The organism is Pseudomonas sp. 8(2025) (assembly GCF_052665325.1).
In genome coordinates, this window is sequence record NZ_JBQOIE010000005.1 from 181,983 (window position 1) to 206,599 (window position 24,617).

General features: G+C 60.9%; 21 protein-coding genes and 2 pseudogenes. 13 read left to right on the forward strand and 10 right to left on the reverse strand.

Features of this window, described 5'->3' with window-relative positions:
• Positions 1 to 3,096, reverse strand: a complete 3,096-nt coding sequence (locus ACUXVH_RS12475; protein WP_065365216.1) for a multidrug efflux RND transporter permease subunit — start codon at positions 3,094 to 3,096, stop codon at positions 1 to 3.
• Positions 3,093 to 4,253: an efflux RND transporter periplasmic adaptor subunit gene (locus ACUXVH_RS12480; RefSeq protein WP_065365217.1), complete on the reverse strand. Its 1,161-nt coding sequence runs from the start codon at positions 4,251 to 4,253 to the stop codon at positions 3,093 to 3,095. Before ACUXVH_RS12480 ends, ACUXVH_RS12475 begins: the two co-directional genes overlap by 4 nt.
• 213 nt (positions 4,254 to 4,466) lie before the next feature.
• Here ACUXVH_RS12480 and ACUXVH_RS12485 point away from each other — a divergent pair, with 213 nt between their 5' ends.
• From ACUXVH_RS12485 to ACUXVH_RS12495, 3 genes and pseudogenes are all read left to right on the forward strand, one after another.
• The gene (locus tag ACUXVH_RS12485; protein ID WP_011063296.1) at positions 4,467 to 4,712 is read left to right on the forward strand and encodes a hypothetical protein; all 246 of its coding nucleotides are present in this window, start codon (positions 4,467 to 4,469) and stop codon (positions 4,710 to 4,712) included.
• A gap of 158 nt (positions 4,713 to 4,870) precedes the next feature.
• A pseudogene (locus ACUXVH_RS12490) lies at positions 4,871 to 5,152 on the forward strand (PAS domain-containing protein); the annotation flags it as partial.
• A 312-nt stretch (positions 5,153 to 5,464) separates the two neighbouring features.
• A pseudogene (locus ACUXVH_RS12495) lies at positions 5,465 to 6,454 on the forward strand (methyl-accepting chemotaxis protein); the annotation flags it as partial.
• A gap of 31 nt (positions 6,455 to 6,485) precedes the next feature.
• Here ACUXVH_RS12495 and ACUXVH_RS12500 read toward each other — a convergent pair.
• The 5 genes from ACUXVH_RS12500 to norR all read right to left on the reverse strand — a co-directional run bounded on the left by ACUXVH_RS12500 (position 6,486) and on the right by norR (position 10,870).
• The gene (locus tag ACUXVH_RS12500) at positions 6,486 to 7,235 is read right to left on the reverse strand and encodes a YkgJ family cysteine cluster protein (protein ID WP_258611144.1); all 750 of its coding nucleotides are present in this window, start codon (positions 7,233 to 7,235) and stop codon (positions 6,486 to 6,488) included.
• Positions 7,236 to 7,326: 91 nt separating this feature from the next.
• Positions 7,327 to 7,653: a hypothetical protein gene (locus ACUXVH_RS12505; protein ID WP_015636919.1), complete on the reverse strand. Its 327-nt coding sequence runs from the start codon at positions 7,651 to 7,653 to the stop codon at positions 7,327 to 7,329.
• A gap of 97 nt (positions 7,654 to 7,750) precedes the next feature.
• Complete coding sequence (locus tag ACUXVH_RS12510) at positions 7,751 to 8,230, reverse strand: GNAT family N-acetyltransferase (protein ID WP_015636918.1); 480 nt, start codon at positions 8,228 to 8,230, stop codon at positions 7,751 to 7,753.
• Positions 8,231 to 8,233: 3 nt separating this feature from the next.
• Entirely contained in the window at positions 8,234 to 9,136 is a 903-nt protein-coding gene (locus tag ACUXVH_RS12515) for a chemotaxis protein (protein ID WP_065365220.1), read from the reverse strand.
• Positions 9,137 to 9,313: 177 nt separating this feature from the next.
• Complete coding sequence (gene norR, locus ACUXVH_RS12520; RefSeq protein WP_401335316.1) at positions 9,314 to 10,870, reverse strand: nitric oxide reductase transcriptional regulator NorR; 1,557 nt, start codon at positions 10,868 to 10,870, stop codon at positions 9,314 to 9,316.
• 156 nt (positions 10,871 to 11,026) lie between these two features.
• On the opposite strand from norR, the gene hmpA reads away from it, so the two are divergent.
• The 9 genes from hmpA to queC all read left to right on the forward strand — a co-directional run bounded on the left by hmpA (position 11,027) and on the right by queC (position 20,234).
• Positions 11,027 to 12,208 (forward strand): NO-inducible flavohemoprotein, encoded by a 1,182-nt coding sequence (hmpA, locus tag ACUXVH_RS12525; protein ID WP_445494988.1) that lies wholly within the window; start codon positions 11,027 to 11,029, stop codon positions 12,206 to 12,208.
• Between the two features lie 363 nt (positions 12,209 to 12,571).
• Entirely contained in the window at positions 12,572 to 13,081 is a 510-nt protein-coding gene (locus ACUXVH_RS12530) for a disulfide bond formation protein B (RefSeq protein ID WP_011063288.1), read from the forward strand.
• Positions 13,082 to 13,877: 796 nt separating this feature from the next.
• A complete protein-coding gene (gene cyoA, locus ACUXVH_RS12535) occupies positions 13,878 to 14,822 on the forward strand; it encodes a ubiquinol oxidase subunit II (RefSeq protein WP_011063287.1) in 945 nt (314 codons plus the stop codon).
• Positions 14,823 to 14,825: 3 nt separating this feature from the next.
• The gene (gene cyoB, locus ACUXVH_RS12540; RefSeq protein WP_011063286.1) at positions 14,826 to 16,844 is read left to right on the forward strand and encodes a cytochrome o ubiquinol oxidase subunit I; all 2,019 of its coding nucleotides are present in this window, start codon (positions 14,826 to 14,828) and stop codon (positions 16,842 to 16,844) included.
• A gap of 3 nt (positions 16,845 to 16,847) precedes the next feature.
• Positions 16,848 to 17,474, forward strand: a complete 627-nt coding sequence (locus tag ACUXVH_RS12545) for a cytochrome o ubiquinol oxidase subunit III (RefSeq protein ID WP_011063285.1) — start codon at positions 16,848 to 16,850, stop codon at positions 17,472 to 17,474.
• Entirely contained in the window at positions 17,475 to 17,804 is a 330-nt protein-coding gene (gene cyoD / locus ACUXVH_RS12550; RefSeq protein WP_011063284.1) for a cytochrome o ubiquinol oxidase subunit IV, read from the forward strand.
• A 10-nt stretch (positions 17,805 to 17,814) separates the two neighbouring features.
• Positions 17,815 to 18,702, forward strand: a complete 888-nt coding sequence (cyoE, locus tag ACUXVH_RS12555) for a heme o synthase (RefSeq protein WP_011063283.1) — start codon at positions 17,815 to 17,817, stop codon at positions 18,700 to 18,702.
• Between the two features lie 158 nt (positions 18,703 to 18,860).
• Positions 18,861 to 19,415, forward strand: coding sequence for a cytochrome b (locus ACUXVH_RS12560; protein ID WP_019093706.1), 555 nt, complete (start codon positions 18,861 to 18,863; stop codon positions 19,413 to 19,415).
• 120 nt (positions 19,416 to 19,535) lie between these two features.
• A complete protein-coding gene (queC, locus tag ACUXVH_RS12565) occupies positions 19,536 to 20,234 on the forward strand; it encodes a 7-cyano-7-deazaguanine synthase QueC (RefSeq protein ID WP_220224436.1) in 699 nt (232 codons plus the stop codon).
• A gap of 94 nt (positions 20,235 to 20,328) precedes the next feature.
• Here the strand turns inward: queC and ACUXVH_RS12570 are convergent, their stop codons facing one another.
• Positions 20,329 to 21,210 (reverse strand): queuosine precursor transporter, encoded by an 882-nt coding sequence (locus ACUXVH_RS12570; protein WP_019094238.1) that lies wholly within the window; start codon positions 21,208 to 21,210, stop codon positions 20,329 to 20,331.
• On the reverse strand, positions 21,197 to 21,799 hold the full coding sequence (locus tag ACUXVH_RS12575; RefSeq protein ID WP_011063279.1) for a helix-turn-helix transcriptional regulator: 603 nt from the start codon (positions 21,797 to 21,799) through the stop codon (positions 21,197 to 21,199). The genes ACUXVH_RS12570 and ACUXVH_RS12575 overlap by 14 nt, the downstream gene beginning before the upstream one ends.
• A gap of 527 nt (positions 21,800 to 22,326) precedes the next feature.
• Here ACUXVH_RS12575 and glyA point away from each other — a divergent pair.
• Positions 22,327 to 23,682, forward strand: coding sequence for a serine hydroxymethyltransferase (gene glyA / locus ACUXVH_RS12580; RefSeq protein WP_065365225.1), 1,356 nt, complete (start codon positions 22,327 to 22,329; stop codon positions 23,680 to 23,682).
• Positions 23,683 to 23,782: 100 nt separating this feature from the next.
• On the opposite strand, the gene ACUXVH_RS12585 is transcribed toward glyA, so the two are convergent.
• Positions 23,783 to 24,484 carry a hypothetical protein gene (locus ACUXVH_RS12585; RefSeq protein ID WP_011063277.1) on the reverse strand — a complete coding sequence of 234 codons (702 nt, stop codon included), beginning with the start codon at positions 24,482 to 24,484 and terminating at the stop codon, positions 23,783 to 23,785.
• Between the last annotated feature and the right edge of the window lie 133 nt (positions 24,485 to 24,617).

Here is a 24,617-nt window from a genome sequence, read left to right on the forward strand (position 1 = left end):
TCAGGTAGTGGTGGCCGGCAACAGGGCCGGCTGGGGCCGGTGGAACAGCCGCTCAAGCCACAAGTATATGACCGGCGTGGTGAACAGCGTCAGGGCCTGGCTGACCAGCAGGCCGCCCACCACGGCAATCCCCAGGGGCTGGCGCAGTTCGGCGCCGGCGCCGTAGCCGAGCATCAGCGGCAGGGCACCGAGCAGGGCGGCCAGGGTGGTCATGATGATCGGCCGGAAGCGGGTGATGCAGGCCTGGTAGATCGCCTCCTCGGGAGGCAGGCCGCCGTGGCGCTGGGCTTCCAGGGCAAAGTCGATCATCAGGATGCCGTTCTTCTTGACGATTCCGATCAGCAGCACCAGGCCGATCAGCGCCATGATGGAAAAGTCCTGGCCGCACAGCCAGAGCATCAGCAAGGCGCCCAGCCCGGCCGAGGGCAGGGTGGAAATGATGGTCAAGGGATGCACGAAGCTTTCGTACAGCACCCCGAGAATGATGTACACCGCCACCAGCGCCGCCAGGATCAGGTACGGCTGGCTGGCCAGCGAGCTCTGGAAGGCCTGGGCCGCGCCCTGGAAATTGCCGCTGATGGCCGTTGGCATGCCGATCTCGCTCTTGGCCTGGTTGAGCAGGATGACCGCATCGCCCAGGGCCACGCCGGGGGCCAGGTTGAAGGACAGGTTGGCCGCCGGGAACATGCCGTCGTGGGCAATCGACAGCGGGCCGATGGTGGGCGCATCGAAGCGCGCCAGGGCAGAGAGCGGGACCATTTCTCCGGTCAGCGGCGAGCGCAGGTAGAAGTAGTTGAGGCTCTCGGCCTTGCCCCGTTGCTGGGTGTCGAGTTCAAGGATCACGTTGTACTGGTTGATCTCGGTCTGGAACTCGTTGATCTGGCGCTGGCCGAAGGCGTCGTACAGTGCCTCGTCGACATCGCTGGCGGTAAGGCCGAAACGCGCGGCAGCCGTGCGATCGATATGGATGTGGGTGATGCTGCCGCCCAGTTGCAGGTCGTTGGAGATGTCGCGGAAGGCCGGGTTGCTGCGCAGCTTTTCCGTCAGGCGCTGGGTCCAGGTGCTCAGGGTCGGGCCGTCGTTGCTTTTCAGTACGTACTGGTACTGGGCGCGGCTGGGACCAGAGCTGAGGTTGATGTCCTGGCCGGCCCGCAGGTACAGGACAATGCCGGGCACCTTCATCAGTTGCGGGCGGATGCGGTCGATGAAGGCACTGGCAGACACGTCCCGGTCGCTACGGTTCTTGAGGGAAATCCAGAAGCGGCCGTTGGCGATGGTCTGGTTGCTGCCCGAGACCCCCACGGAGTGGGAGAAGGCCTGCACTGCCGGGTCGGCGGCGACGATCTCGGCCAGCGCCTGGTGCTTTTTCACCATGTCCGGGTAGGAAATGTCCGCCGCAGCCTCGGTAGTACCGAGCACGAAGCCGGTGTCCTGCACGGGGAAGAAGCCCTTGGGGATCAGGATATAACCGGCAATGGCCATGCTCAGGGTCAGGCCGAAGATCCCCAGCATCAGTTTCTGGTGGGCCAGGGCCTTGCGCAGGCCGCGCTCGTAGACCGCCAGCAGGCGCTCGCCGAAGCCCGGCTTGGCATGGGCCGGGTGCACCGGCGCGCGCATGAACAGGGCCGCCAGGGTGGGGGCCAGGGTCAGCGAGACCACCACCGAAATCATGATGGTGGAAGTGGCGGTCAGGGCGAACTCCTTGAACAGCCGGCCCACCACGCCGCCCATGAACAGCAGGGGAATGAACGCCGCCACCAGGGAGAAGCTGATGGAGACCACGGTGAAGCCGATCTCGCCGGCGCCCTTGATTGCCGCCTCGCGCATGCCGTCGCCGGCTTCCAGGTGGCGGTGGATGTTCTCCACCACGACGATGGCGTCATCCACCACAAAGCCCACGGCCACGACAATGGCCACCAGGGTCAGGTTGTTCAGGCTGAAGCCCAGCACGTACATCAAGGCGAAACTGGCGGTCAGGGATACGCCCAGCACCGCGGAGACGATCAGGGTCGCCGACCACTGGCGCAGGAACAGCGCCATCACCGCCACCACCAGCAGCACGGCGATCAGCAGGGTGATCTCCACTTCGTGCAATGAGGCGCGGATGGTCTGGGTCCGGTCCACCAGCACCTTGACCTGCACCGAGGCCGGGAGCATGGCCTCCAGGCCTGGCAGGGCAGCCTGGATGCGGTCCACGGTCTCGACGATATTGGCGCCGGGCTGGCGCGAGATCACCAGGTTGACCCCCGGTTGGTCGCCGGACCAGGCCTGGACGTAGGCATCTTCCGAACCGTTGACTACCCGCGCCACATCCTGCAGGTGCACGGGGGCACCGTCCTTGTAGGAAACGATCAACTGGCCGTATTCCTCGGGATGGAACAACTGGTCGTTGGTGGACAGGGTGGAGATGCTCGACTCGCCGTACAGTGCACCCTTGGCCAGGTTGAGGCTGGTCTGCTGGATCGCCAGGCGGATGTCGGCCAGGGTCAGGCCGATGGCCGCCAGTTTGTCCGCCGAAGCCTGGACCCGGATCGCCGGGCGCTGCTGGCCGGTGATGTTGATCTGGCCGACCCCGTCGATCTGGCTGATCTGTCGGGCCAGCAGGGTTTCCGCGTAGTCACTGAGCTCGGTGCCGGGCATCTGCGTCGAACTGATGCTGAGGATCAGCACCGGGCTGTCCGCCGGGTTGACCTTCTTCCAGGTGGGCAGGGTGGGCATGTCCTTGGGCAACTTGCCAGCGGCGGTGTTGATCGCCGCCTGCACTTCCTGGGCGGCGGTGTCGATGCTCTTGTTCAAAGTGAACTGCAGGGTCAGCAAGGACGAGCCCAGGGCGCTGCTGGAGGTCATCTGGGTCATGCCGGGAATGGCGCTGAATTGCACCTCCAGGGGCGTGGCCACGGAAGAGGCCATGGTGTCCGGGCTGGCACCGGGCAGGGCGGCGGACACCTGGATGGTCGGGAACTCGGCCTCTGGCAGCGGAGCCACCGGCAGGCGCGGGAAGGCAATGGCGCCCAACAGTACCAGGGCGAAGGTCAGCAGGACGGTGGCGACCGGATGGTCGACGCACCAGGCTGACACCGAGCCATGGCCCTTCATGGCTGGGGCTCCGTCGCCTGTACCACCTGGGGTGGATCGCTCAGTACCTGGACCTGGGAGCCGGGCTTGAGTCGCGACTGGCCGTCACTGACCAGCACATCGCCAGCCTGGACCCCGGAGATGATGTTCAACCCGCTGTCCTGATACACCACCTGCACCGGCACGACTTCCACCTGCTGGCCCTTGACCCGGTACACGAAGTGCTGGTCCAGGCCGCGCTGGACCACGGTCGGCGGTACGGTGAGGGCGTTCTGGTCCAGGGCGGTCTGGATTTTCACCGTCACCAGTTGCCCGGGCCACAGCTGCTGCTGGGCGTTGCTGAACTCCGCCTTGGCGCGGATGGTGCCGGTCCCGGCGTTGATCTGGTTGTCGATCAGGGTCAGGTGGCCGTTGCCCAGCAGGGCCCCGGCGCTGTTGCTGTCAGCGCCGAGGAAGGCCTTGACCGCCGCCGGGTCCTGGGCGCGGATCAGTTGCTGCAGGGTTGGCAGCATTTGCTGGGGCAGGGAAAACTCCACGGCAATCGGGTCGATCTGGGTTACCGAGAACAGGCCCTGGGTATCGCTCATGCGCAGGAAGTTGCCTTCATCAACGGTACGAATCCCCACCCGGCCGCTGACGGGAGAGCGGATCTGAGTGTAGGAAAGCTGTACTTGAGCGGCATCAATGGCAGCCTGGTTACCCTGGGCCGTGGCGTTGAGCTGATTGACCAGGGCCACTTGCTGGTCATAGGTCTGCTTCGAGATGCCGTCATCCACCGACAGCAGCTTGTAGCGCTTGAGGTTGATCTGGGCCACCTGCAACTGGGCCTGGTTCTGCGCCAGCTGGGCCCGGGCCTGATCGAGGTTGGCGCGTATCGAACGATCATCGATGGTCGCCAACAGGTCGCCGGTCTTGACCAGTTGCCCCTCCTTGACCAGCAGCCGGGTCAGGATGCCATCCACCTGTGGGCGAATCACCACGCTGTGCAGCGACAGTACCGTGCCGATGCCGCTGGCGTAACGCGGCACATCCTGCTGGTGCACGCTGACCACCCGTACCGGAATTGCCGTGGGCGCGGCCAGCTTGGCTGTGGCGGGCTTGTTCAGGAACCACGCGACACCGGCGATGAGCACCACGAGTACCGCTGCGGTCACGACTGTTTTCTTGGCAATGGGCATGGGGAGAGAGCGCCGGGCAATGATGTCGGAAGGATGGCCATGATCTGGGCACAGTTATAGCCCGACAACCCGGTCAGCACCGTGACGGCCAGCTGTCAGCGCTGTCAGAAAACTCCCGGTGGGCCCCGATCAAAGATGGCTGGCGCACAGGTATACTGGCGCCCACTGCGGCCTGGACCCCGGCGCGGATTTCCTTTCTCTCCTGGAGTTTCCATGACTTCCCCTGCACAACCCGCTGCGGATGACGCCCTGAACGTCGACCCAGCCGCCGACGCAACCGCTACCGACACCCCGAGCACAGCGGCGATCCCGGCGTTCAAGTTTCCCTTCAAGCCTTCCGAGTTTGCTCCTGCCAAGAATGCCCAGCAGCCCTGGTACAAAAATGGTGCCAGCAACGGACACACCAAGACCCCCGGCGCAGCGCCTCCCGGCACTCGTCGCTCCATGGGCAAACGCTGATATCGCCGACATTCGCAGAAAAAATCCCGATTTGCGCTTTTTTAATCGCAATGATGGCTAATTGCTTTAAACCTGAGCTGGATCAGTATTTGTGGCATCAGTGCGCTTAGAGTCAGCAGCCCTGCCGACTCCACCCAACACATACGAGCGCGCTATCCATGAAGATCAACCTTCCGGTTACTGGGCGAAACGTGGACTTTGCCCCTGATGCGAATATCCTTTCGACCACTGATCTGACTAGCGCGATCACCTACGCCAACCCTGATTTCATCAAGATCAGTGGCTACAGCCGTGAGGAGTTGCTGGGCTCGCCGCATAACCTGTTGCGCCACCCGGATATGCCCTCCGCGGCCTTCGCCCACATGTGGCGCACCCTCAAGCGCGGCCGTTCGTGGATGGGCATGGTGAAGAACCGTTGCAAGAACGGCGATCACTATTGGGTCAGTGCCTATGTCACGCCCGTGACCCGCGATGGCCAGGCGGTGGAATACCAGTCGGTGCGCACCAAACCCAGCGTCCGTCAGATCGAGGCGGCGGAGCGGGCCTATGCCCAGCTCAACGGTGCCGGCCCCTCGTGGTGGAGCCTGTTGCCGGTGATCAGCCTGCGGTTGCGTCTCTGGGCCTCCATCAGCGCCGGCTTCATCGGCAGCTACGGCGTTTCAGTGTGGCTGCTGCCCGAATCCTGGATGGTCCAGGGGGCCGTGATGGCCATGGGGTGGTGCCTGAGCCTGACGGCGGTCGGCGTGCAAGCGCGGCCACTGGATCGATTGGCCGAGCGCGCCCGGCAGATCGGTGACAACCCCTTGAGCCAGGGCATCTATACCGGCCGTACCGACGAGTTCGGGCGCATCGAGTTCGCCCTGCAGATGCTCGAAGCCCAGGTGGGCGCGGTAGTGGGGCGCATCGGCGATGCGTCCCAGCGCCTGGAGGGGCATGCCGCGGAACTGGTGGAGCATCTGCACAGCAGCCACAACAGCACCCTGGAACAGCAGGCGGAAACCGATCAGGTGGCGGCGGCCATTCACCAGATGGCGGCCAGCGTCGCCGAGGTTGCCACCCATGCCCAGCAGGCCTCGGTGGCAGCGGACCAGGCGGAAAGCGAAACCCGTGAGGGCCACCTGCTGGTGGGCGAAAGCCGCAGTGCGGTGCTGCGCCTGGCCAGCGAGCTGGAGCGGGCCACCGAGGTCATCCATCAACTGGAAAGCCATAGCACCGACATTTCCGGGGTGCTGGAGGTGATCCGCAGCATCGCCGAGCAGACCAACCTGCTGGCCCTGAATGCGGCAATCGAGGCGGCGCGGGCCGGGGAGCAGGGCCGGGGGTTTGCCGTGGTTGCCGATGAAGTGCGCGGGCTGGCCCAGCGTACCCAGGATTCCACCAACGAGATCCAGCGCATGATCAGCACCCTGCAAATGGGCGCGCGCAATGCGGTGGAGGCCATGCAGCACAGCAGCCAGCACCTGGAGAGCAGTGTCGACCAGGCCAAGCGCGCGGCGGTGGCCCTGGACGGCATCAGCCAGCGGGTCAACCAGATTACCGAGATGAGCTTGCAGATCGCCGCAGCGGTGGAAGAGCAGAGCGCAGTCAGCGAGGACATCAACCGCAACATCATCGGCATTCGCAATGCCTGTGAGGCGACCGTCAGTGCCGGCCAGCTCAGCCACGTCAACTCAGGCGACGTGGCCGGGCTGGCGGGGGACTTGCGGCAACTGGCCCTGGAGTTCTGGCACAAGCGCGGCTAGGGCTGTTCGCCGCCCCGCCATTGTCCGCGGCTCAGGCGGCGCGCAGGGAAATGAAGGCGTAGTCCAGAGGCGTTTCACTGACCACCTGGGCACCGGCGGCCTGGACCTGATCGGCGATATCGTCTCCGGACAGGTGAAAGCGCCAGGGCTGGCCCGGTGCTCCGGGTGGTGCAGCCTGGACCTGGTCGATGGCGTTAGCCAGGGCGCCCATGTCCGGCAGGTAAGCGGTGAACCCGTCGCCCTTGAGCGCTGTGGTGCGAATGCCCAGCAAGGCGCAAATGGCTTCCTTGGTGTGGATGTCGTCACGGTCGGCCTGGCGCGAGCGGCGGATCAGCTCGGCCAGATCCTGATCCACCAGTTCATTCCCCAGAATCAGTTGCGGGCCCTGTTCCCAGGATTCCGGCGGGCATTCCTTGGCCTGCGGGTTGAGGGGAATGTGCGGATTGATTTCCATGGGGTAGATGCGGCACACCAGTGGCCGGCGCTGGTAGATGCGGCACAGCTGGTCTTCGTCAAGATTCCGGCAGGGGCCGACGTTGTAGGCGGCGAAGGTGATCGCCACATAGGCTTCGGTGGCGCCACTGCGGACCCGGCAGGAACGGCGTTCGGCGTGCTCGCGCTGCTGCATCGGCAGCCCCAGGCCATTGCCGAGGAAGGCTTCCACCAGAATGATCACCTGGCCGCCGTCGGCCGCCCAGTCGCGGGCTTCCAGCAGGGTCAGGGGCACGTGGTGATCGTTGCAGCATTTGCCGCAGCCGACGCAGGAAAACTGAGTGTTCATTGCACGAAGCGCCTTGTGGATCAGCAGGAGTCAGGTGGGAAAACCGTCATGGACGCTACCCGGGTCCATGCCGAAGCAAGTTATGCGCCATTCACCGGGCCTTGAGGGCCGGCCGGATCGAGTCCCACTCGCTGACCGCAGCCTGGCCGGTCTGCCTGTTGTACAGGCACAGTTCGATGCCCGATTGGCCGCGCATGTGTTTCTGCGGGTAGCGGCCTTGCAGCAACAGGGCGCTGACGCCGACCTGGTCGGGAAATTGCGCGATGGTTCCCACGGGTTTGGGGTTTTGCAGGCCGCTGGCCTGGGTACAGCTGATTCGGATGGCCTGCTCCAGGGCGGCCCAGGCATCGTCGCTGGAGGCGCTGGCCTGGCCGGTGAGGGTGGCCAGGCAGAGCAGGCACAGAGTCTTGGCGTTCATGGGGGCGGCTCCTTGGGGCGCAGGGGCTTTGGGATCGCCGGGGCTGATCCGGCCGTTCGCAGCCTTCGGCGGCAGCTACAGGATAGTGACCGGCGGATCAGTCGAGGGTTTCGTGACGCACGATGTACATGCCGACGCTTTCGTAGAGGCGCCGGGCCCCCAGGTTGCCTTCCAGTACCCGCAGATCGACGCAGCCTTCCCGGCGTTCGGCGAACAGGATGAAGGCTTGCTGCAGCAAGGCGCGCCCCAGGCCCTGGCCGCGCGCGCGGGGGTGTACCACCAGGTCCTTGATGTAGGCGCTGGTCCAGCACTGGGCGACGCCGATCACACCTTCGGCATCCCGGGCCACCAGGCACAGTTCGGGGTCGTATTCGGCATCGCTCTCGAAGGCCTGGCGCCAGCTGTCCAGCACCGGGACGTCGCCGCCACCGTCCTGGTAGCCCAGATGCATCAACTGATGCACAGCCTGCGCATGCTCGGGGCTGTAGTTGTGCACAGTGATGCCGGCAGGCCACTGCGGCGCTGCCAAAGGGGCAGTGAGATCGCGGCGCATCAACAAACAGTGGATCTGGCTCATGCCTCAGGCGCCCTGGGTGGCAATGGTCTTGGCTGCGTCGATCAGGCAGCGGGTCAGTTCTGGCGAGGAAAACTTGGTGAGCACGGCGTTGGCACCGGCCACACGGGCTTTCTCGCTGTTCATGGCGCTGTCCAGGGAGGTGTGCAGCAGCACGTAGAGGTGAGCGAAGTCCGGGGTTTCCCGCAGGGTGCGGGTCAGGGCGTAGCCGTCCATCTCCGACATCTCGATGTCCGAGACAATCAGGTTGATCTCGTTGGCCGTGCCTTGCAGTTCCAGCAGGCAGTCGATGGCTTCCTTGGCGCTGCGGGCGGTGTGGCATTGCAGGCCGAGGTTGCGCAAGGTGTGTACCGATTGCTGCAGTGCCACCTGGCTGTCGTCCACCACCAGGATCCGCGCGTTGCCCAGGGCTTCGGCGTCTTCCATGCTCAGCTCGGTGGGCGCCATCTCGATCTGGGCCGGGGCGATGCCATGGATCACTTTCTCGATATCCAGTACCTGCACCAGGGTGCCGTCCACTTGGGTCACCCCGGTGATGTAGGACTTGAGGCCGCCAGAACCGAAGGGCGGTGGACGGATATCGGTGGTCAGGCAATGCACGATCTTGCTCACGGCCTGCACGTGCAGGCCCTGTTTGGAGCGGCTGACGTCAGTGACGATCAGGCAGCCGCTGTCGGGGTCGGCCAGGGGCCGCTCGCCGATGGCCCGGCTGAGGTCGATCACCGACAGCGAGTTGCCCCGCAGGGTGGCGATGCCTTTCACGTGGGGGTGGGATTCGGGCAGCTTGGTCAGCGGCGGGCAGGGAATGATTTCACTGACTTTAAGCAGGTTGATTGCCATCAGCTTGCCGCTGCGCAAGGTAAACAGCAGAAGCGATAGCGAATCTGCGCGGGCTTTGTTGGAGGACATAAAAACCTTCTCTGGAGAAAATTGGCTCGTGGCACGGGCCACGGACAACCATTGATAACGGGTTATCGACGTGTTCAGGGCTGGCTTTAGCGGTGTTCCCGCTTTCCGTCGGCGGCGCGACCCTGGCCGGCAAGCCGGCTCCTGCAGAGGGGCGGGGCGCTTTGTCGGCGCTGGCGTTTACCGCAGGCCCAGGCGCTTGGCCAGGCGGCTCAGGTTGGCCCTGTCCAAGCCTAGCTCACGGGCGGCGCTGGCCCAGTTGTGCTGGTGCCGCTCCAGGCAACTGCTGATCAGTTGGCGCTGGTAGTGGTCGGTGGCCTGGCGCAGGTCGCCGGCTACGGCAGGCATGGCCTGGGTTGCAACAGCAGGGTCGACGGGGGCGCTGGTTCTTTCGCTGGCCCGGGGCAGGTCCAGATCGCCGGCATCCAGGCTGAGGATCTTCGGTCGCTCGGGGTGGTTGCCCAGCGCTTTCAGAGCGCTGCGCCCGATCAAGTGCTCCAGCTCGCGAACGTTGCCCGGCCAGTGGTAGGCCAGCAGCGCCTGTTGCGCCTCAGCGCTCAGGCGCAGGCTGCCCAGGCCCATGCGCGAGCGGTTCTGTTCCAGGAAGTAGCCACTGAGCAGCAGCACATCGCGGCCGCGCTCGCGCAGTGCCGGCACCCGTAGGGGGTAGACGCTGAGACGGTGGTAGAAGTCGGCACGATAGCGGCCGTTGCGCACTTCTTCCGCCAGATCGCGGTTGGTGGCGGCAATCAGGCGCACGTCGACCCGATGCTCCTGGTCCGACCCCAGGCGTTGCAGTTGGCCGCTTTGCAGCACCCGCAGCAGTTTGGCCTGTACTGTCAGCGACAACTCGCCCACTTCATCGAGAAACAGCGTGCCGCCATTGGCCAGTTCGAATTTTCCCCGGCGATCCTGGGTGGCCCCGGTGAAGGCGCCGCGCACGTGGCCGAACAGCTCGCTCTCCACCAGGGTGTCGGGCAGGGCCGCGCAGTTGAGGCTGATGATCGGCTGCTCGGCCCGGGGCGAAGCCGCGTGGATAGCCTGGGCGACCAGTTCCTTGCCGACGCCGGTTTCTCCGGTGATCAGCACCGTCAGGTCGCTGCCGCCCACCAGCTTGATTTCCTCCAGCAAGCGTTTGTGGGCCTTGCTCTGGCCGATCATCTCGCGGTTCTGCCCACTGGCCTGGCGATAGACCTCGGCCCGCTGGTGCTCGTTTTCGGCGCGCTGGGCCAGGCGTTCGATGCGCTGGGCTGCGCTGACCGTTGCGGCGGCGAGGCTGGCGAAGGCTTGCAGGGCATCCAGCTCGATGGGTTCGAAGCGCTGCGGGTCCAGGGCATCGAGGGTCAGCAGGCCCCAGGGGCGCTCGTCGACGAACAGCGGGCAGCCCATGCAGTCATGCACTTCCAGGTGATCATCGAGCCCTTCCACCAGCCCGTCGTAGGGGTCGGGCAAGTCGCTGTCGCTGGCAAAGCGGGTCGGGCCCGGGCTGCCGAGCAGGGCGGCGAAGCGCGGATGCTCGCTGACCTTGAAACGGCGGCCCAGGGTGTCGGTGCTCAAGCCGTTGACCGCCAGGGGCACCAGCCACTCGCCATCCAGACGCAGCAGTGCGGTGGCATCGCAGGGCAGCAGGGCGCGCAGAGCTTCCAGCAGGCGGCGATAGCGCTCGCCTTCGGGCAGCTCGCGGGACAGGTCGGTGACCAGGGGAAGCAGGGCGGTGAGCAGGGATTTTGCAGTCATAATGACTCCGTGGTGTCTTAATGACTATAAAAGACAGAGTGTCTTTATGACTATATTTATTTTAACTTGTTGATATTTAACGGATTTATTTTTGGCACGAAAACTGATTAGGCATAGGAAACCTGCAAGCAGTCATAAAGTCCAGGAGTTGTCCTTATGCTAAGCGTTCAAGATCGTGCCATTATCAAAGCCACTGTGCCCCTGCTCGAAAGCGGCGGCGAAGCCCTGATTACCCACTTCTACCGGATGATGCTCTCCGAGTACCCGCAAGTGCGGCCACTGTTCAACCAGGCGCATCAGGCCAGCGGCGATCAGCCCCGGGCCTTGGCCAATGGTGTTCTGATGTATGCCCGGCACATCGACCAACTGGACCAGTTGGGGGATCTGGTGGCCAAGATCATCAACAAGCACGTCGCCTTGCAGATCCTTCCGGAACACTACCCCATCGTCGGCAGTTGCCTGCTGCGGGCCATTTCCGAAGTGCTGGGCAGCGAGATCGCCACCCAGGAAGTGATCGATGCCTGGGCCGCCGCCTATAACCAGCTGGCGGATATCCTGATCGGCGCCGAGGCGGCGATCTACGACGAGAAAGCCCAGGCGCCCGGCGGCTGGCGCGGTGCCCGTGAGTTCCGGCTGGTGCAGAAGGTGGAAGAAAGCGCGGAAATCACCTCCTTTTATTTCGAACCGCTGGACCAGGGGCCGATCCTCGCCGCTGAACCGGGGCAGTACATCGGTTTGCAGCTCTTTATAGGGGGCGAGGAAATCCGTCGTAACTACTCCCTCTCGGCACTTTCCAACCAGGGCCAGTACCGCATCAGCGTCAAGCGTGAAACCGGCGGCGTGGCCTCCAACTACCTGCATGACCAGTGCCCGGTGGGCACCAGCGTCATGCTGTTCCCTCCTGCGGGGGAGTTCACCCTGGCGGCCAGCGACAAACCGCTGGTGCTGATCAGCGGCGGGGTGGGCATCACTCCAACCCTGCCGATGCTGGAGGCGGCGCTGGCCACCGAGCGTCCGGTGCATTTCATCCACTGCGCCCGCAACGGCCAGGTGCATGCCTTTCGCAGCTGGGTCGATGAACTGGCCCAGCGGTATCCACAGCTCAAGCGCTTCTATTGCTACGCCGAGGATGACGGTGTCAGCCCGGCGGCGGACAAGCTGGGCATGCTGACCCGCGAGCAACTGGCCGAGTGGCTGCCGGAGCAACGCGACCTGGACGCCTACTTCCTCGGGCCCAAGGGTTTCATGGCCGCGATCAAGCGCCACCTTCAGGCCCTGGGCATTCCCGAGCAGCAGAGCCGCTATGAGTTCTTCGGTCCGGCAGCGGCCCTAGAATAACCACCCCGGCCGGCTCCCCTCGGGCGCCGGCCTTTTCTCTCTCCCCTTCGTTTCATGTCGCTCCGGCATTCGCTGATTTTCCCGAAACCGCCTTTATTCTCGGCGTATTTGGTATGGCGGTTAATCCACTCTTAACCTGCTTGTCGCTATTGTCCGCAACTGGCAAAGCGCCCGAAGCCGCGTTGCAGTGGCGCTGTACGTCCCTGCATTCAAAGGTCATGTTCAACGTGTAGACTTCCCGGCAGCCGGGTGTGCCTCTGCGAGCATTGGCCTGCACGCTATCGACGGGTTCATCGAAGACAATCTCGGTCTGCCGCCTCGGGTCTCGGGGGCAGGCTGAACACAACAGAAAAAGGAATAGGGATGAGTGACGACAGACTGGGTTTGGGGCGCGAGCGGCGTTTCCTGGTGCTGCTGGGGATTATCTGCCTGGCACTGATCGGCGGAGCCCTGTACATGCAGGTGGTGCTGGGCGAGGCGCCGTGCCCGCTGTGCATCCTGCAGCGTTATGCCTTGCTGCTGATTGCACTGTTTGCCTTCATCGGTGCGGCCATGAGTTCGCGACGTGGGGTCACGGTCATGGAAACCCTGGTGGTCATCTGCGCCCTCGCCGGCGCGGGCGTGGCGGGGCACCATGTGTACACCCAGTTCTACCCCTCGGTGAGCTGTGGCATCGATGTACTGCAGCCGATTGTCGACAGCCTGCCATTGGCCAAGATCTTCCCCCTGGGCTTTCAGGTCGACGGTTTCTGCTCCACGCCGTACCCGCCGATCCTCGGTCTGTCCCTGGCCCAGTGGGCGCTGGTGGCGTTCGTGCTGACGGTGATCCTGGTGCCTCTGGGTGTGGTGCGCAATCGCAAGAAAACCTACTGATTCGCCCGTAAAAGCCCCGGCTCCCCATGGGAGGGCCGGGGCTTTTTTGTGCCGTTCATTCGGCACCTGAAAAGTCCGTGATTTGCGGCAAGCGCAGGTGCGGCAAAAGTGCGACATGTTGTCACAGTGCCGCGGTCGCTGAGGGGCGGTTGAGTCGCTGCAACAGACTGCATTCTGGCGCGCTGGTTCAATGAGAGCCTGTCAGTTTGTGTACGCGAGCCTGTCGGCCGAGAACCATAGCCTGCTATCGATACAAATCTTCACAGCGCCCGTTTTACAAGGGGTGAAGCCTGATGGAAGGCGGCCCTCAGGGGGGATCGAGAGTCCTGGAAGGGGGGTGTTTCAGGTCCTTTTTGGGGCTTTTTGTTGCAAATGAAAATCGCTATGATTGCGATCCTTCGCAACAATCATGAGGGATTGTTGCGCCATGGGATAAAAATTATTTCGGGATAAGACATGGTTTATAAAACGCGACATATCTACAATCGCCCGCACTGAATTTCCGACGCTGCTCAACCCTGAGCACACGAGGACGGTCGAGGGGCGGATAGAGCGCTCCATGCGACTGCGGGTGTCGGCGCCTTCCAAACTTCCGCACCAAATGGAATTGGTCTGTAACAAGGCCTTTGACCACGAGATCGAATAAGAACCACTGCTAGCCCGGGATGTGTCGTTGAGCGCTTAACGCAACGGGCAGGCCCTTATTCAATTGAAGAAAAATGCCAACCCTTGGCAGGGTGAAGTGTTGGCGATCAAAACCCAACTGCATTGCGCAAGCTGCTTTAGAGGTCGTGAGATGAGTAAAAACAGGTACCCCAGATTACTAGGCTTATTGCCGCTGCTCGGCATGTTAATGCTGGGAGGCTGCAAGTGGACCTTGCTCGATCCCAAGGGTCAGGTCGGTCTGGATGAACGAAACCTGATCATCACGGCAACCATCCTGATGCTGCTGGTGGTTGTGCCGGTCATCATCATGACCTTCGCCTTCGCCTGGAAATACCGCGCCTCCAACAAGGACGCGACCTACGCGCCGAAGTGGTCCCACTCCACCAAGATCGAGATCGCGGTGTGGCTGGTTCCGGTGCTCATCATCATTGCCCTGGGTTATGTCACCTACAAGTCGACCCACGCCCTGGACCCGTACCGTCCGCTGGATTCCGACGTCAAGCCAGTGACCATCGAAGTGGTCGCCATGGACTGGAAGTGGCTGTTCATCTATCCCGACCAAGGGATCGCCACCGTCAACAAGATCGTTTTCCCGGCCCATACCCCGGTGAACTTCCGCGTGACCTCCGACACCGTGATGAACTCGTTCTTCATCCCGGGCCTGGGCGGCCAGATCTACGCGATGGCGGGCATGACCACCAAGCTGCACCTGATTGCCAACCAGAACACCGAACTTGAAGGTATCTCCGCCAACTACAGCGGCGCGGGTTTCACCGGCATGAAGTTCAAAGCGATCGCTACCAGTCAGGAAGATTTCGACGCCTGGGTAAACGAAGTCAAGAAGGCACCTAAACAGCTGGACACCGCTGAATACGAAGCCCTTTCCAAGCCAAGCCAGAACAATCCTGTAGAGCTCTACTCCGCCTACGCGCCAAACCTGTTCCAGACCGTCATCGACAAGTATGAAGGCATGAAACCGGGCAAGCCGCTCAAGCACGAGAAGAAAGAAAAGGAAGTGGCCGCAACGGAAGGGATGGACGTGAGTTCGCATTCAGCTGCCGGGGCAGAGGAGTAAACGATGTTTGGTAAATTAAGTCTGGAAGCGATTCCGTTCCACGAGCCGATTGTCATGGTCACCGTTGCCATGATTCTGCTCGGTGGCGTGGCGCTGTTCGCGGCAATCACCTACTTCAAGAAGTGGACCTATCTGTGGACCGAGTGGCTGACGTCCGTCGACCACAAGAAAATCGGTGTGATGTACATCATCGTCGCCATGGTCATGCTGCTGCGTGGTTTTGCCGACGCCATCATGATGCGTACCCAGCTGGCCATGGCCACCGAGGGTTCGCCTGGCTACCTGCCACCTGAACACTATGACCAGATCTTCACCGCTCACGGTGTGATCATGATCATCTTCATGGCGATGCCATTCTTCACCGGCCTGATGAACCTTGTCGTGCCGCTGCAGATCGGCGCGCGTGACGTGGCCTATCCGTTCCTCAACTCCCTGAGCTTCTGGCTGCTGGTATCGGGCGTGGTGCTGATCAACCTGTCCCTGGGCGTTGGCGAATTCGCCAAGACCGGCTGGGTTGCCTATCCGCCGCTGTCGGGCTTGCAATACAGTCCGGGCGTGGGTGTGGACTACTACATCTGGGCGCTACAGCTATCAGGGCTGGGGACAACGCTGACGGGGGTCAACTTCCTGGCCACCGTGCTGAAAATGCGTACCCCGGGCATGAAGATGATGGACATGCCGATCTTCACCTGGACCTGCACCTGGGCCAACGTGCTGATCGTGGCTTCGTTCCCGATCCTCACCGCTACCCTGGCACTGCTGACGCTTGACCGTTACATGGATTTCCACATTTTCACCAATGAACTTGGTGGCAATCCAATGATGTACGTGAACCTGTTCTGGGCCTGGGGTCACCCCGAGGTGTACATCCTGATCCTGCCGGCGTTCGGTATCTTCTCCGAAGTGATCTCGACCTTCTCCGGCAAGCGCCTGTTCGGCCACCATTCGATGATCTACGCTTCCGGCGCGATCTCGGTACTGGGCTTCATGGTCTGGCTGCACCACTTCTTCACCATGGGTTCGGGGGCCAGCGTCAACGCCTTCTTCGGCCTGGCGACGATGCTGATCTCGATTCCGACGGGGGTGAAGCTGTTCAACTGGCTGTTCACCATCTACCACGGCCGTCTGCGCATCACCAGCCAGGTTCTGTGGACCCTGGGCTTCATGGTGACCTTCGCCATCGGCGGCATGACTGGCGTACTGCTGGCCATTCCGGGTGCCGACTTCGTTCTGCACAACAGCCTGTTCGTGATCGCTCACTTCCACAACGTGATCATCGGCGGCGCGGTATTCGGCTACATCGCCGGCTTCAGCTTCTACTTCCCGAAAGCCTTCGGCTTCAAGCTGCATGAAGGTTGGGGCAAGGCTGCGTTCTGGTTCTGGATCTCCGGCTTCTTCGTCGCGTTCATGCCGCTCTATGCACTGGGCTTCATGGGCATGACCCGTCGTCTGAACGCCACCACCAACCCTGAGTGGGTGCCGTACCTGTACGTCGCCATGGTAGGTGCGGTGATGATCGCCGTGGGTATCGCCTGCCAGCTGATCCAGCTGTACGTCAGCGTGCGTGACCGCAAGCAGAACATGTGTGTATCCGGCGACCCTTGGAACGCCCACACCCTGGAATGGTCGACCTCGTCGCCACCTCCGTTCTACAACTTCGCGGTACTGCCGAAAGCCGAAGGCATCGATCCGTTCACCGAAGCCAAGGAAAACGGCACTGCCTACGCGCAGCCTGGCCGCTACCAGCCGATCCACATGCCCAACAACACCGCTACCGGTCTGGTCATGGGTGCTCTGCTGACCGTGTTCGGTTTCGCCATGATCTGGCACATCTGGTGGCTGGCCATCGCAAGCCTGGCCGGCACCGTGATCTATTTCGCGATCCACGCTGCCCGTGATGATCAAGGCTACATGGTGCCGGTCGAAACGATCGAGCGCATCGAAGCCGAACAGCACAAGCGTCTGGTATCGGAGAACAAGATCCCGGCTACCCGTGTTGAAACCTCGTTGGAACAGGCTTAATCCATGTCGAACTTAGTGACCAATGCTGGACACGCCCATGTCGATGACCATGGGCACGATGACCATCACCACGACTCGGGCGAGATGACCGTATTCGGTTTCTGGCTCTACCTGATGACCGACTGCATTCTGTTTGCGTCGATCTTCGCGGTATACGCGGTACTGGTTAACAACGTAGCGGGTGGCCCGTCGGGCCACGACATCTTCGAACTGCCATACGTACTGGGTGAAACCGCCCTGCTGCTGTTCAGTTCGATCACCTACGGCTTCGCCATGCTGGCGTTCTTCCGGGGCAACAAGAAGCAGGTACTGGGCTGGCTGGCCATGACCTTCCTGTTCGGCCTGGGCTTCATCGGCATGGAGATCAACGAGTTCCACCTGCTGATCTCCGAAGGCTATGGCCCTAGCCGTTCCGGCTTCCTGTCCGGGTTCTTCACCCTGGTCGGTACCCACGGTCTGCACGTGACCAGCGGTCTGATCTGGATGGCGATCATGATGTACCAGGTGCAGAAAAACGGCCTGACGGCGACCAACAAGACCCGTCTGAGCTGCCTGAGCCTGTTCTGGCACTTCCTGGACGTGGTGTGGATCTGCGTATTCACCGTTGTTTACCTGATGGGGACTATGTAAATGGCCAACACACACTCCCACGACGAAGCCGGTCACGGCAGCGTCAAGTCCTACGCCATCGGCTTCATCCTGTCGGTCATCCTGACACTGATCCCGTTCGGCCTGGTGATGTACCCATCGCTGCCCAAAGACGTGACCCTGTGGATCGTCCTGGCGTTCGCAGTCATCCAGGTGCTGGTGCACCTGGTGTACTTCCTGCACCTGGACCGTTCCGAAGCACAGCGCAACAACGTGGTGGCGTTCATCTTCGCCGCGTTGGTCATTGTTCTGCTGGTTGGTCTGTCGTTGTGGATCATGTTCAGCATCCACACCGTCATGATGGCGAAGTGAGGTAAACCCGATGTCGCTCAAGCACTTTATCCAAATCACCAAACCGGGGATCATTTTCGGTAACGTGCTTTCTGTGGCAGGCGGGTTCTTCCTGGCCTCGAAAGGGCATGTCGATCTGGCCATTTTCCTGGCCGCCATGATCGGCACCTCGCTGGTGGTAGCGTCCGGTTGCGTGTTCAACAACTGCATCGACCGTGACATCGACCTGAAGATGGAACGCACCAAGAACCGCGTGCTGGTCCAGGGCCTGATTTCCCTGGAAGTGGCACTGGTCTACGCCTCTATCCTCGGTGTCGCCGGCGTCGCCCTGCTGTACTACGTGGCCAACCCGTTGGCCGCGTTGTTCGCGGTAATCGGCTTTGTCATCTACGTCGGCTTCTACAGCCTGTACCTCAAGCGCAAGTCGGTTCACGGCACGCTGGTGGGCAGTCTGTCCGGGGCCATGCCGCCAGTGATCGGCTATGTCGCGGTCAGCAACAGCTTCGACATGGCTGCGCTGACCCTGCTGGTGATGTTCAGCCTGTGGCAGATGCCGCATTCCTACGCTATCGCGATCTTCCGCTTCAACGATTACCTGGCCGCATCGATTCCGGTGCTGCCAGTGAAGCGTGGCATCCGCGTGGCCAAGAAGCACATCCTGCTCTACATCCTGGCATTCCTGGTGGCGACCCTGATGCTGACCTTCAGCGGTTACGCCGGCATGAGCTACCTGGCGGTAGCGGCGGCCATGGGCATGTACTGGTTGTACATGGCCTGGACCGGCTACAAGGCAGTGGATGACACCGTGTGGGCGCGCAAGCTCTTCGTGTTCTCGATCTTCACCATCACCGCGCTGAGCGTGATGATGTCGGTGGATTTCAAGGCCCCGACCGAGCTCCTGCTGACCTACGCACACTAAGCTGTCCAGGCCACAGGAAAAGCCCCGCCTTCGCAAGAAGCGCGGGGCTTTTTTCATTGCGCTGGGTTGATGGTCACATCATTTAAAGTTTTTCGGCCCGAAGGCCTGGCCTGGCCGGGTAAAATGCGCCGTTCGTGGATAGAACCTGAGTGGATGCAATGGAAAACCGTATTGAACTGTACGACTCGAAGGCGCGCTATGGCGTCATCAGTCGCGGACTGCACTGGGCCATGGCCCTGGCCTTTGCCTGGATCTACAGCACTACCAGTGCGCATTACCTGCTGGCCGATTCGGCCCTGGACAAGTTCCTCTGGCCGACCCACAAGCAAGTCGGCCTGCTGTTGATGGCCCTGCTGCTGGTGCGTGTGGTCTGGAGTCTGTTGAACCGTCATCGCCGGCCGCCGAGCCTCAACCTTGCAGCAACCCTGGGGCATGGGCTGCTGTATGCCGGGATGTTTGCCATTCCGTTTCTCGGCCTGTTGCGTCAGTACGGCTCGGGTCGCGCCTTTTCCGCCTTTGGTCTGCCGGTAATGAACGGCTTCGACGGGCCGAAGATCCAGTGGATGACCGAACTGGGCAACAATTTCCACAGCCTCCTGGGCTGGACCCTGCTGGTGCTGATCGTCGGCCATGTGGCGGCGCTGATCCTGCACTGCATCAAGGGCCAGGGGCATATTCTGCGGCGCATGGCCGGCAGTGCACGCTCGGCGTGAGCCGCGCACCCGAACACGGAAAAGCCCCGCCTTCGAGAGACGCGCGGGGTATTTTATTGAGAGCCCTTGCGTGGGCTGCCCAACTATTCAAATGACCCAACTCATGCAGGAAGCAGAATGATGAAGAAAACAGCGGTTATCGTGTTCAGCGGCGGACAGGACTCGACAACCTGTCTGATCCACGCCTTGCCGCTCTATGACGAAGTGCACTGCATTACGTTCGACTATGGCCAGCGGCACTACGCGGAAATCGAGACCGCGCAGCGGCTATCCAAGCAGTTGGGGGCGACCGTGCACAAAGTGCTGGACGCTTCGTTGCTCAACGAACTGGCGATCAGCAGCCTCACTCGGGACAACATTCCGGTGCCCACGGTGAACAGTTCAGGCGAGAGCTTGCCCAGCACCTTTGTACCCGGAAGAAATATCCTGTTCCTTACCCTGGCCTCTATCTACGCCTATCAGGTAAAAGCCGAGACCGTGATTACCGGAGTGTGCGAGACCGATTTCTCGGGTTACCCCGATTGCCGCGATGAATTTGTAAAGGCATTGAACAAGGCCCTCGAACTGGGCATGGAGTACAAGTTGCGCCTCGAGACTCCACTGATGTGGCTGAACAAGGCAGAAACCTGGGCCCTGGCGGACTACCACAATCAACTGGAGCTGGTTCGCGAGCAAACCCTGACTTGCTACAACGGCATCATGGGCAGTGGCTGCGCCAACTGCGACGCCTGCAATCTACGGGCAAAAGGCTTGAACGCTTATCTGGAGAACAAGACGCAAGTCATGGATAGCCTGAAGAGCAAGATGGGTCTGAAGTGAGGATTTGAGCAGCTTGCTGCCCTTGGAGCCCAACACTGAACCTGCCTGGCAGATAGGTGTTGAGCTCCGGCGTCGCTCTACAAACAGCGATCGATCATTTTGCCTGGCTATCCGTTATGTATCTCTTGAACAGTGATCGTGCGCCATAGGCGGGCAATATATTGAAGAATGCAAAACAGACCTTGATTGCGATCTGAACATAAATCATGTTCAGGATGTCGTTGTTTTGCATGGCTCCATAGAATGCGATGTAGCAAAACACGAAGCTGTCGATGATGACCGCAAACAAGGTGCTGAGGAATATCCGCAGAAATAGGAATCTGGAGTTTGTGAGTTCCTTTATCTTGCACAGCAAATATGAGTTTATGTTTTCAGAAACAAGGAAGGAAACGGAAGACGCTACCAGTACAGACGACACCTGGATAATAACGTCGTTATAAGGTGTATCGAGTTTCCAGCCTGGCAGTCCGGGGAGAAAAGTGGACGCGTAGAGCAGGATGATGATCATGGCGTTGCTTGCAAATGCAAACAGAATGGCTCTTCTGGCGAGCCTGAGTCCGAAGTTCTCGTTCAGCAGGTCAACGATCAGGAATGTCAGAGGGTACAGAAAGGTGCCGGGGGTAATAATGATGTCGAGGGATTCAAGGTAGATCGGCTTTGTTGCAGCGATGCTGGTGAAAATATAAAAGGTAAAGAGCAGCAGGTTGAGGATGATGTAGATCATCCATGAGTTTTCATTGCGGTCGTTCAAGTCGTATGCAGTAAGTGTTCCTCCTTGGGAGTAGAACTTTTTATACAGGTTTTTAACTTCCATTTTGTTCAAGTTATCCATTATTTCGCTGTTCACTACTTCGCTCAGCTTTATTTTTATGACCTTGCCGGTGTCGATGATCATGATCACGGCCAGGTTTTTATTGTTCTCAAACCCCAGAAGCTTGTACTTGCTGTTCTCGATATCACCTTCATAGGCAGTCATTGAAGCGTTCCTCAATGATATCGCCGACAACGGATATACGATCCGGGTCGAAGACGACCTCGTTCATGATCAGCAGTTTCCTGGTCTGTTTGTCGTAAGCCAGTTTTTCCTTTTCATCGGTGATCGTCCCCTTTTGCACGATCAGCAGGCCGCCGACCTCATACATGCCCTTGATATCGTTTTCCAGGCGCACGGCTATCAAGTTGCAGGATGTGCCGAAGTAGTAGGTCAATGGGAAACAAGTGGCGAGTTCGCCAATACGTTTATCCATGTTGGCCATCAACTGGCTTTCCTTGAGGATCGGAACAGCAGCAGGGTTCATGTTCCCTTGCGGGGAAATGCTGCTTTCGATGATCTCCTTCTCTTCAAAGTCGACGGTTTCTATTTCCTCATAGGAAATGCCGAAGAAGTCGGAGATTTTCCGAATGGTGGACTGCTGGACGTTGCTGACCTTGCCTTCCAGGATGTTGTATATGGTTGTTCTGGTCAGGCCACTGGCGTTGCATAAAGACAGTTGTGTCTCTCCGCGACTTTTAATCAGGTATTTGATATTGCTTTTTAAATACTCTGTTCTTTCTCTTCTGTGCATCAAATGCCTCACCATTTCCTTATAGTCGTAATGCATCGAATTTTTTAGCGTTCACATCGCGCATGACATCGATTGCCTGGTGCCAATAGCGGGATCACTGTGGCAGAAGCCTGTCAGTTGCTTTTGTGTTGTCTGGTAATTCGCTAGTGCTCCTTTAGCCAGCCTGTATCCGTCCTGGGATACTTCGCTACGGGGACTGTGGGCGATCAAGTCGCTGAGAGGGGCCGGTTTGCACAGGGCCGCAACGGACAAGTGTTGCATGCGTCAGCCATGACAATAAAGCCCCAGGGGTTGGGCATTATCACTCTCGCCCTGCGGCTTGCACCGGCAAGGTTGCGCCGATGTCCTTCCACTTCAAAAAAGAAGCATTTAACTTTGAGGATGTTTAATTTTTTGATTAATTCTGTTACGCCTTATACAGTCTTGACCCAGGGCCCGGATCAGCCCGATTCACACCAACGAACGTAAAACCCAGGAAGCACGCCCTCGTTCGTGGCGCGCAGTACTCAAGGAAGGGGCACAGATTTATGGCAGCCGATACCGAACCACTGAGGAACCAGGCCGACTTGCTGCGATGTGGCTTGGCGGACCTGCGAACAGAAGACGCCGAGCTGGCCAGGATCCTGGACGCTGAAGTAAGCCGGCAACAACGCACGCTTTCCCTGGTTTCATCCTCCTGTGCAGCCACCCCCAGAAGCCTTGCCGCCTCGGCCTCGGCGCTGGTCAACGTGACGGCGCAGGGGGTTGCGGGCAAACGCCATCACGCCGGGTGCGAAAACGTCGATCTGGTGGAATCCCTGGCGATCCGCAGGGCCCGGGAGCTGTTTGCCGCGCAGTACGCCGCGGTGCAATCGCACTCGGCCTCGAACGCCAACTACCAGGTGTTGTCCGCGCTGCTTGAGCCGGGGGACACCCTGCTCGGGATGGCCCTGGATCATGGCGGCGACCTGACCCACGGCAGCTCCCTCGCTTTTACCGGTGCCCACTACAAGGCGATCCGCTACGGCACCACGGCCCAGGGCACCATCGACTACCAGGAGGTACGTCAGCTGGCGATGGCCCACCGCCCGCGCATCATCATCTGTGGGGCAACGGCTTATTCGCGGGTCGTGGACTTCCAGCGTTTTCGCGACATTGCCGATGAAGCCGGGGCCATCGTCCTTGCCGACATCTCCCATATCGCCGGCCTGGTTGCCACGGGGCGTCACCCGAGCCCGATCGATGTGGCGCACGTCACCACCACTTGCACCCACAAACAGCTCGCCGGGCCACGCGGCGGCCTGATTCTTTCCGGGCGGGACGCGGACACCAAGGTGCCCGGCCTGAGGTCGAGCTTTCGTCGGGTGCTCGACCAGGCAGTTTTCCCCGGGATGCAGGGGGCGCCTGCAGTCAACATGATCGCCGCCAAGGCGGCCGCGCTGGGCTATGCCATGTCTGCACAGTTCGATGCCTACATGGGGCGGATTCGCGCCACGGCGGATGAAATGGCCTGCGCGTTCATGGCGCGGGACTACGAGGTAATGGGCGGCGGGACGGAAAACCACACGATCCTGTTGCGCTTGCCTAAGGGCATCAGCGGCTCCCTCGCCGAATCGGCATTGGAAAAGTGCGGAATCATCGTCAGCAAAAAACGCGCACCGGGGGAGACTCGATCGTCATTTGCCGCCAATGGCTTGTGTATCGGCACGGGCTCCATCGCACAGCGCTATGTGGACCCCCAGGGCTGCCGGCAGATCGTCGACCTGGTGTGCCGGATACTGGATCAGCTGCAGCCACAGGGCGAGCAGCCATACGTTCTGGAGCCCGCGCAGCAGGAGCGCTTCCGGCTGGAGACCGAGGCGTTGTGTGCGATGTACCCCATCCTTGAGTACGGGGATCGCTGAAGAAAAAAAGCCCCGTCTTCACGCTGGAATACGGGGCTTTTCAGGTCTGCAGAAGGCTGTGCTGGCGCTTGGCGAGCAAGCTCGCCCCTGCAGCGGCGGGTTACAGCTGTTGTTGCGCGCTGTAGCCTTCGAACGCGGTCTGCTGCTGGATCGCGGTAACGATGTTCTTGCGGGTGGCCTGCTGTTCGTTGCCATCCTTGTCGAGGAACATCTCGCTTTCCAGTTCCGCCTCGTCGCCTTCGCCGACAAAGCTGAAGCCGAGGAATTCGAAGGCTTCACGGTCGACGTTGGCCTTGGAGCGCGGGCGCATCGGCAGGGTGACGCTGACGCCGTCCTTGCTGATGGCGAACACTTCCATTTCCTTCTTCGGACGCGCCTTGCTCTTGCCGCCGCTGGGGTTGCTGATGGCCTGGTGGGTCTGGTTCAGCACCTTCAGGGCCAGGCCGTAGACCAGCTCCTGGAAGTCCGGATCGTCCTTGTAGCTGGAGAGAATCCGGCTGATGGGGAATTTCTTGCTCAGGTCTTCCAAGGCGGCGAGGTCGGCGGCCTCGGCGTCTTTGAGCTGCTTGAGCTGGCCCATGAGTTCATAGGCGGTGTCGTCGTCAAAGCGGTCGTGGGCCTGGCGAATCGCTGCGCGCAGTTCGCGAATCTGGTCACTTTCTTTCGAGGTGTGGAAGGCGTCGAGCACCATCTCGCTGATGGTCTTGGCCTGGGACACGTGTTGTGAAAGATGAATGGCGTTTTCGTATTCGGCCTTGTTGGACAGGGCGACTACGGATTCTTCGGTGTTGGAATCAGGCATTGAACATCCACTACTTGGTTTAACAGGTTTGAGGCGCGAAAGGCCCAGGGGGATTTTCGGGGGCGCCTAATCTATTGGACCCGGGCCCTATTGTCACGGACCAAGCGACGGCCCGGCAGCCGCGCCTCTTTCA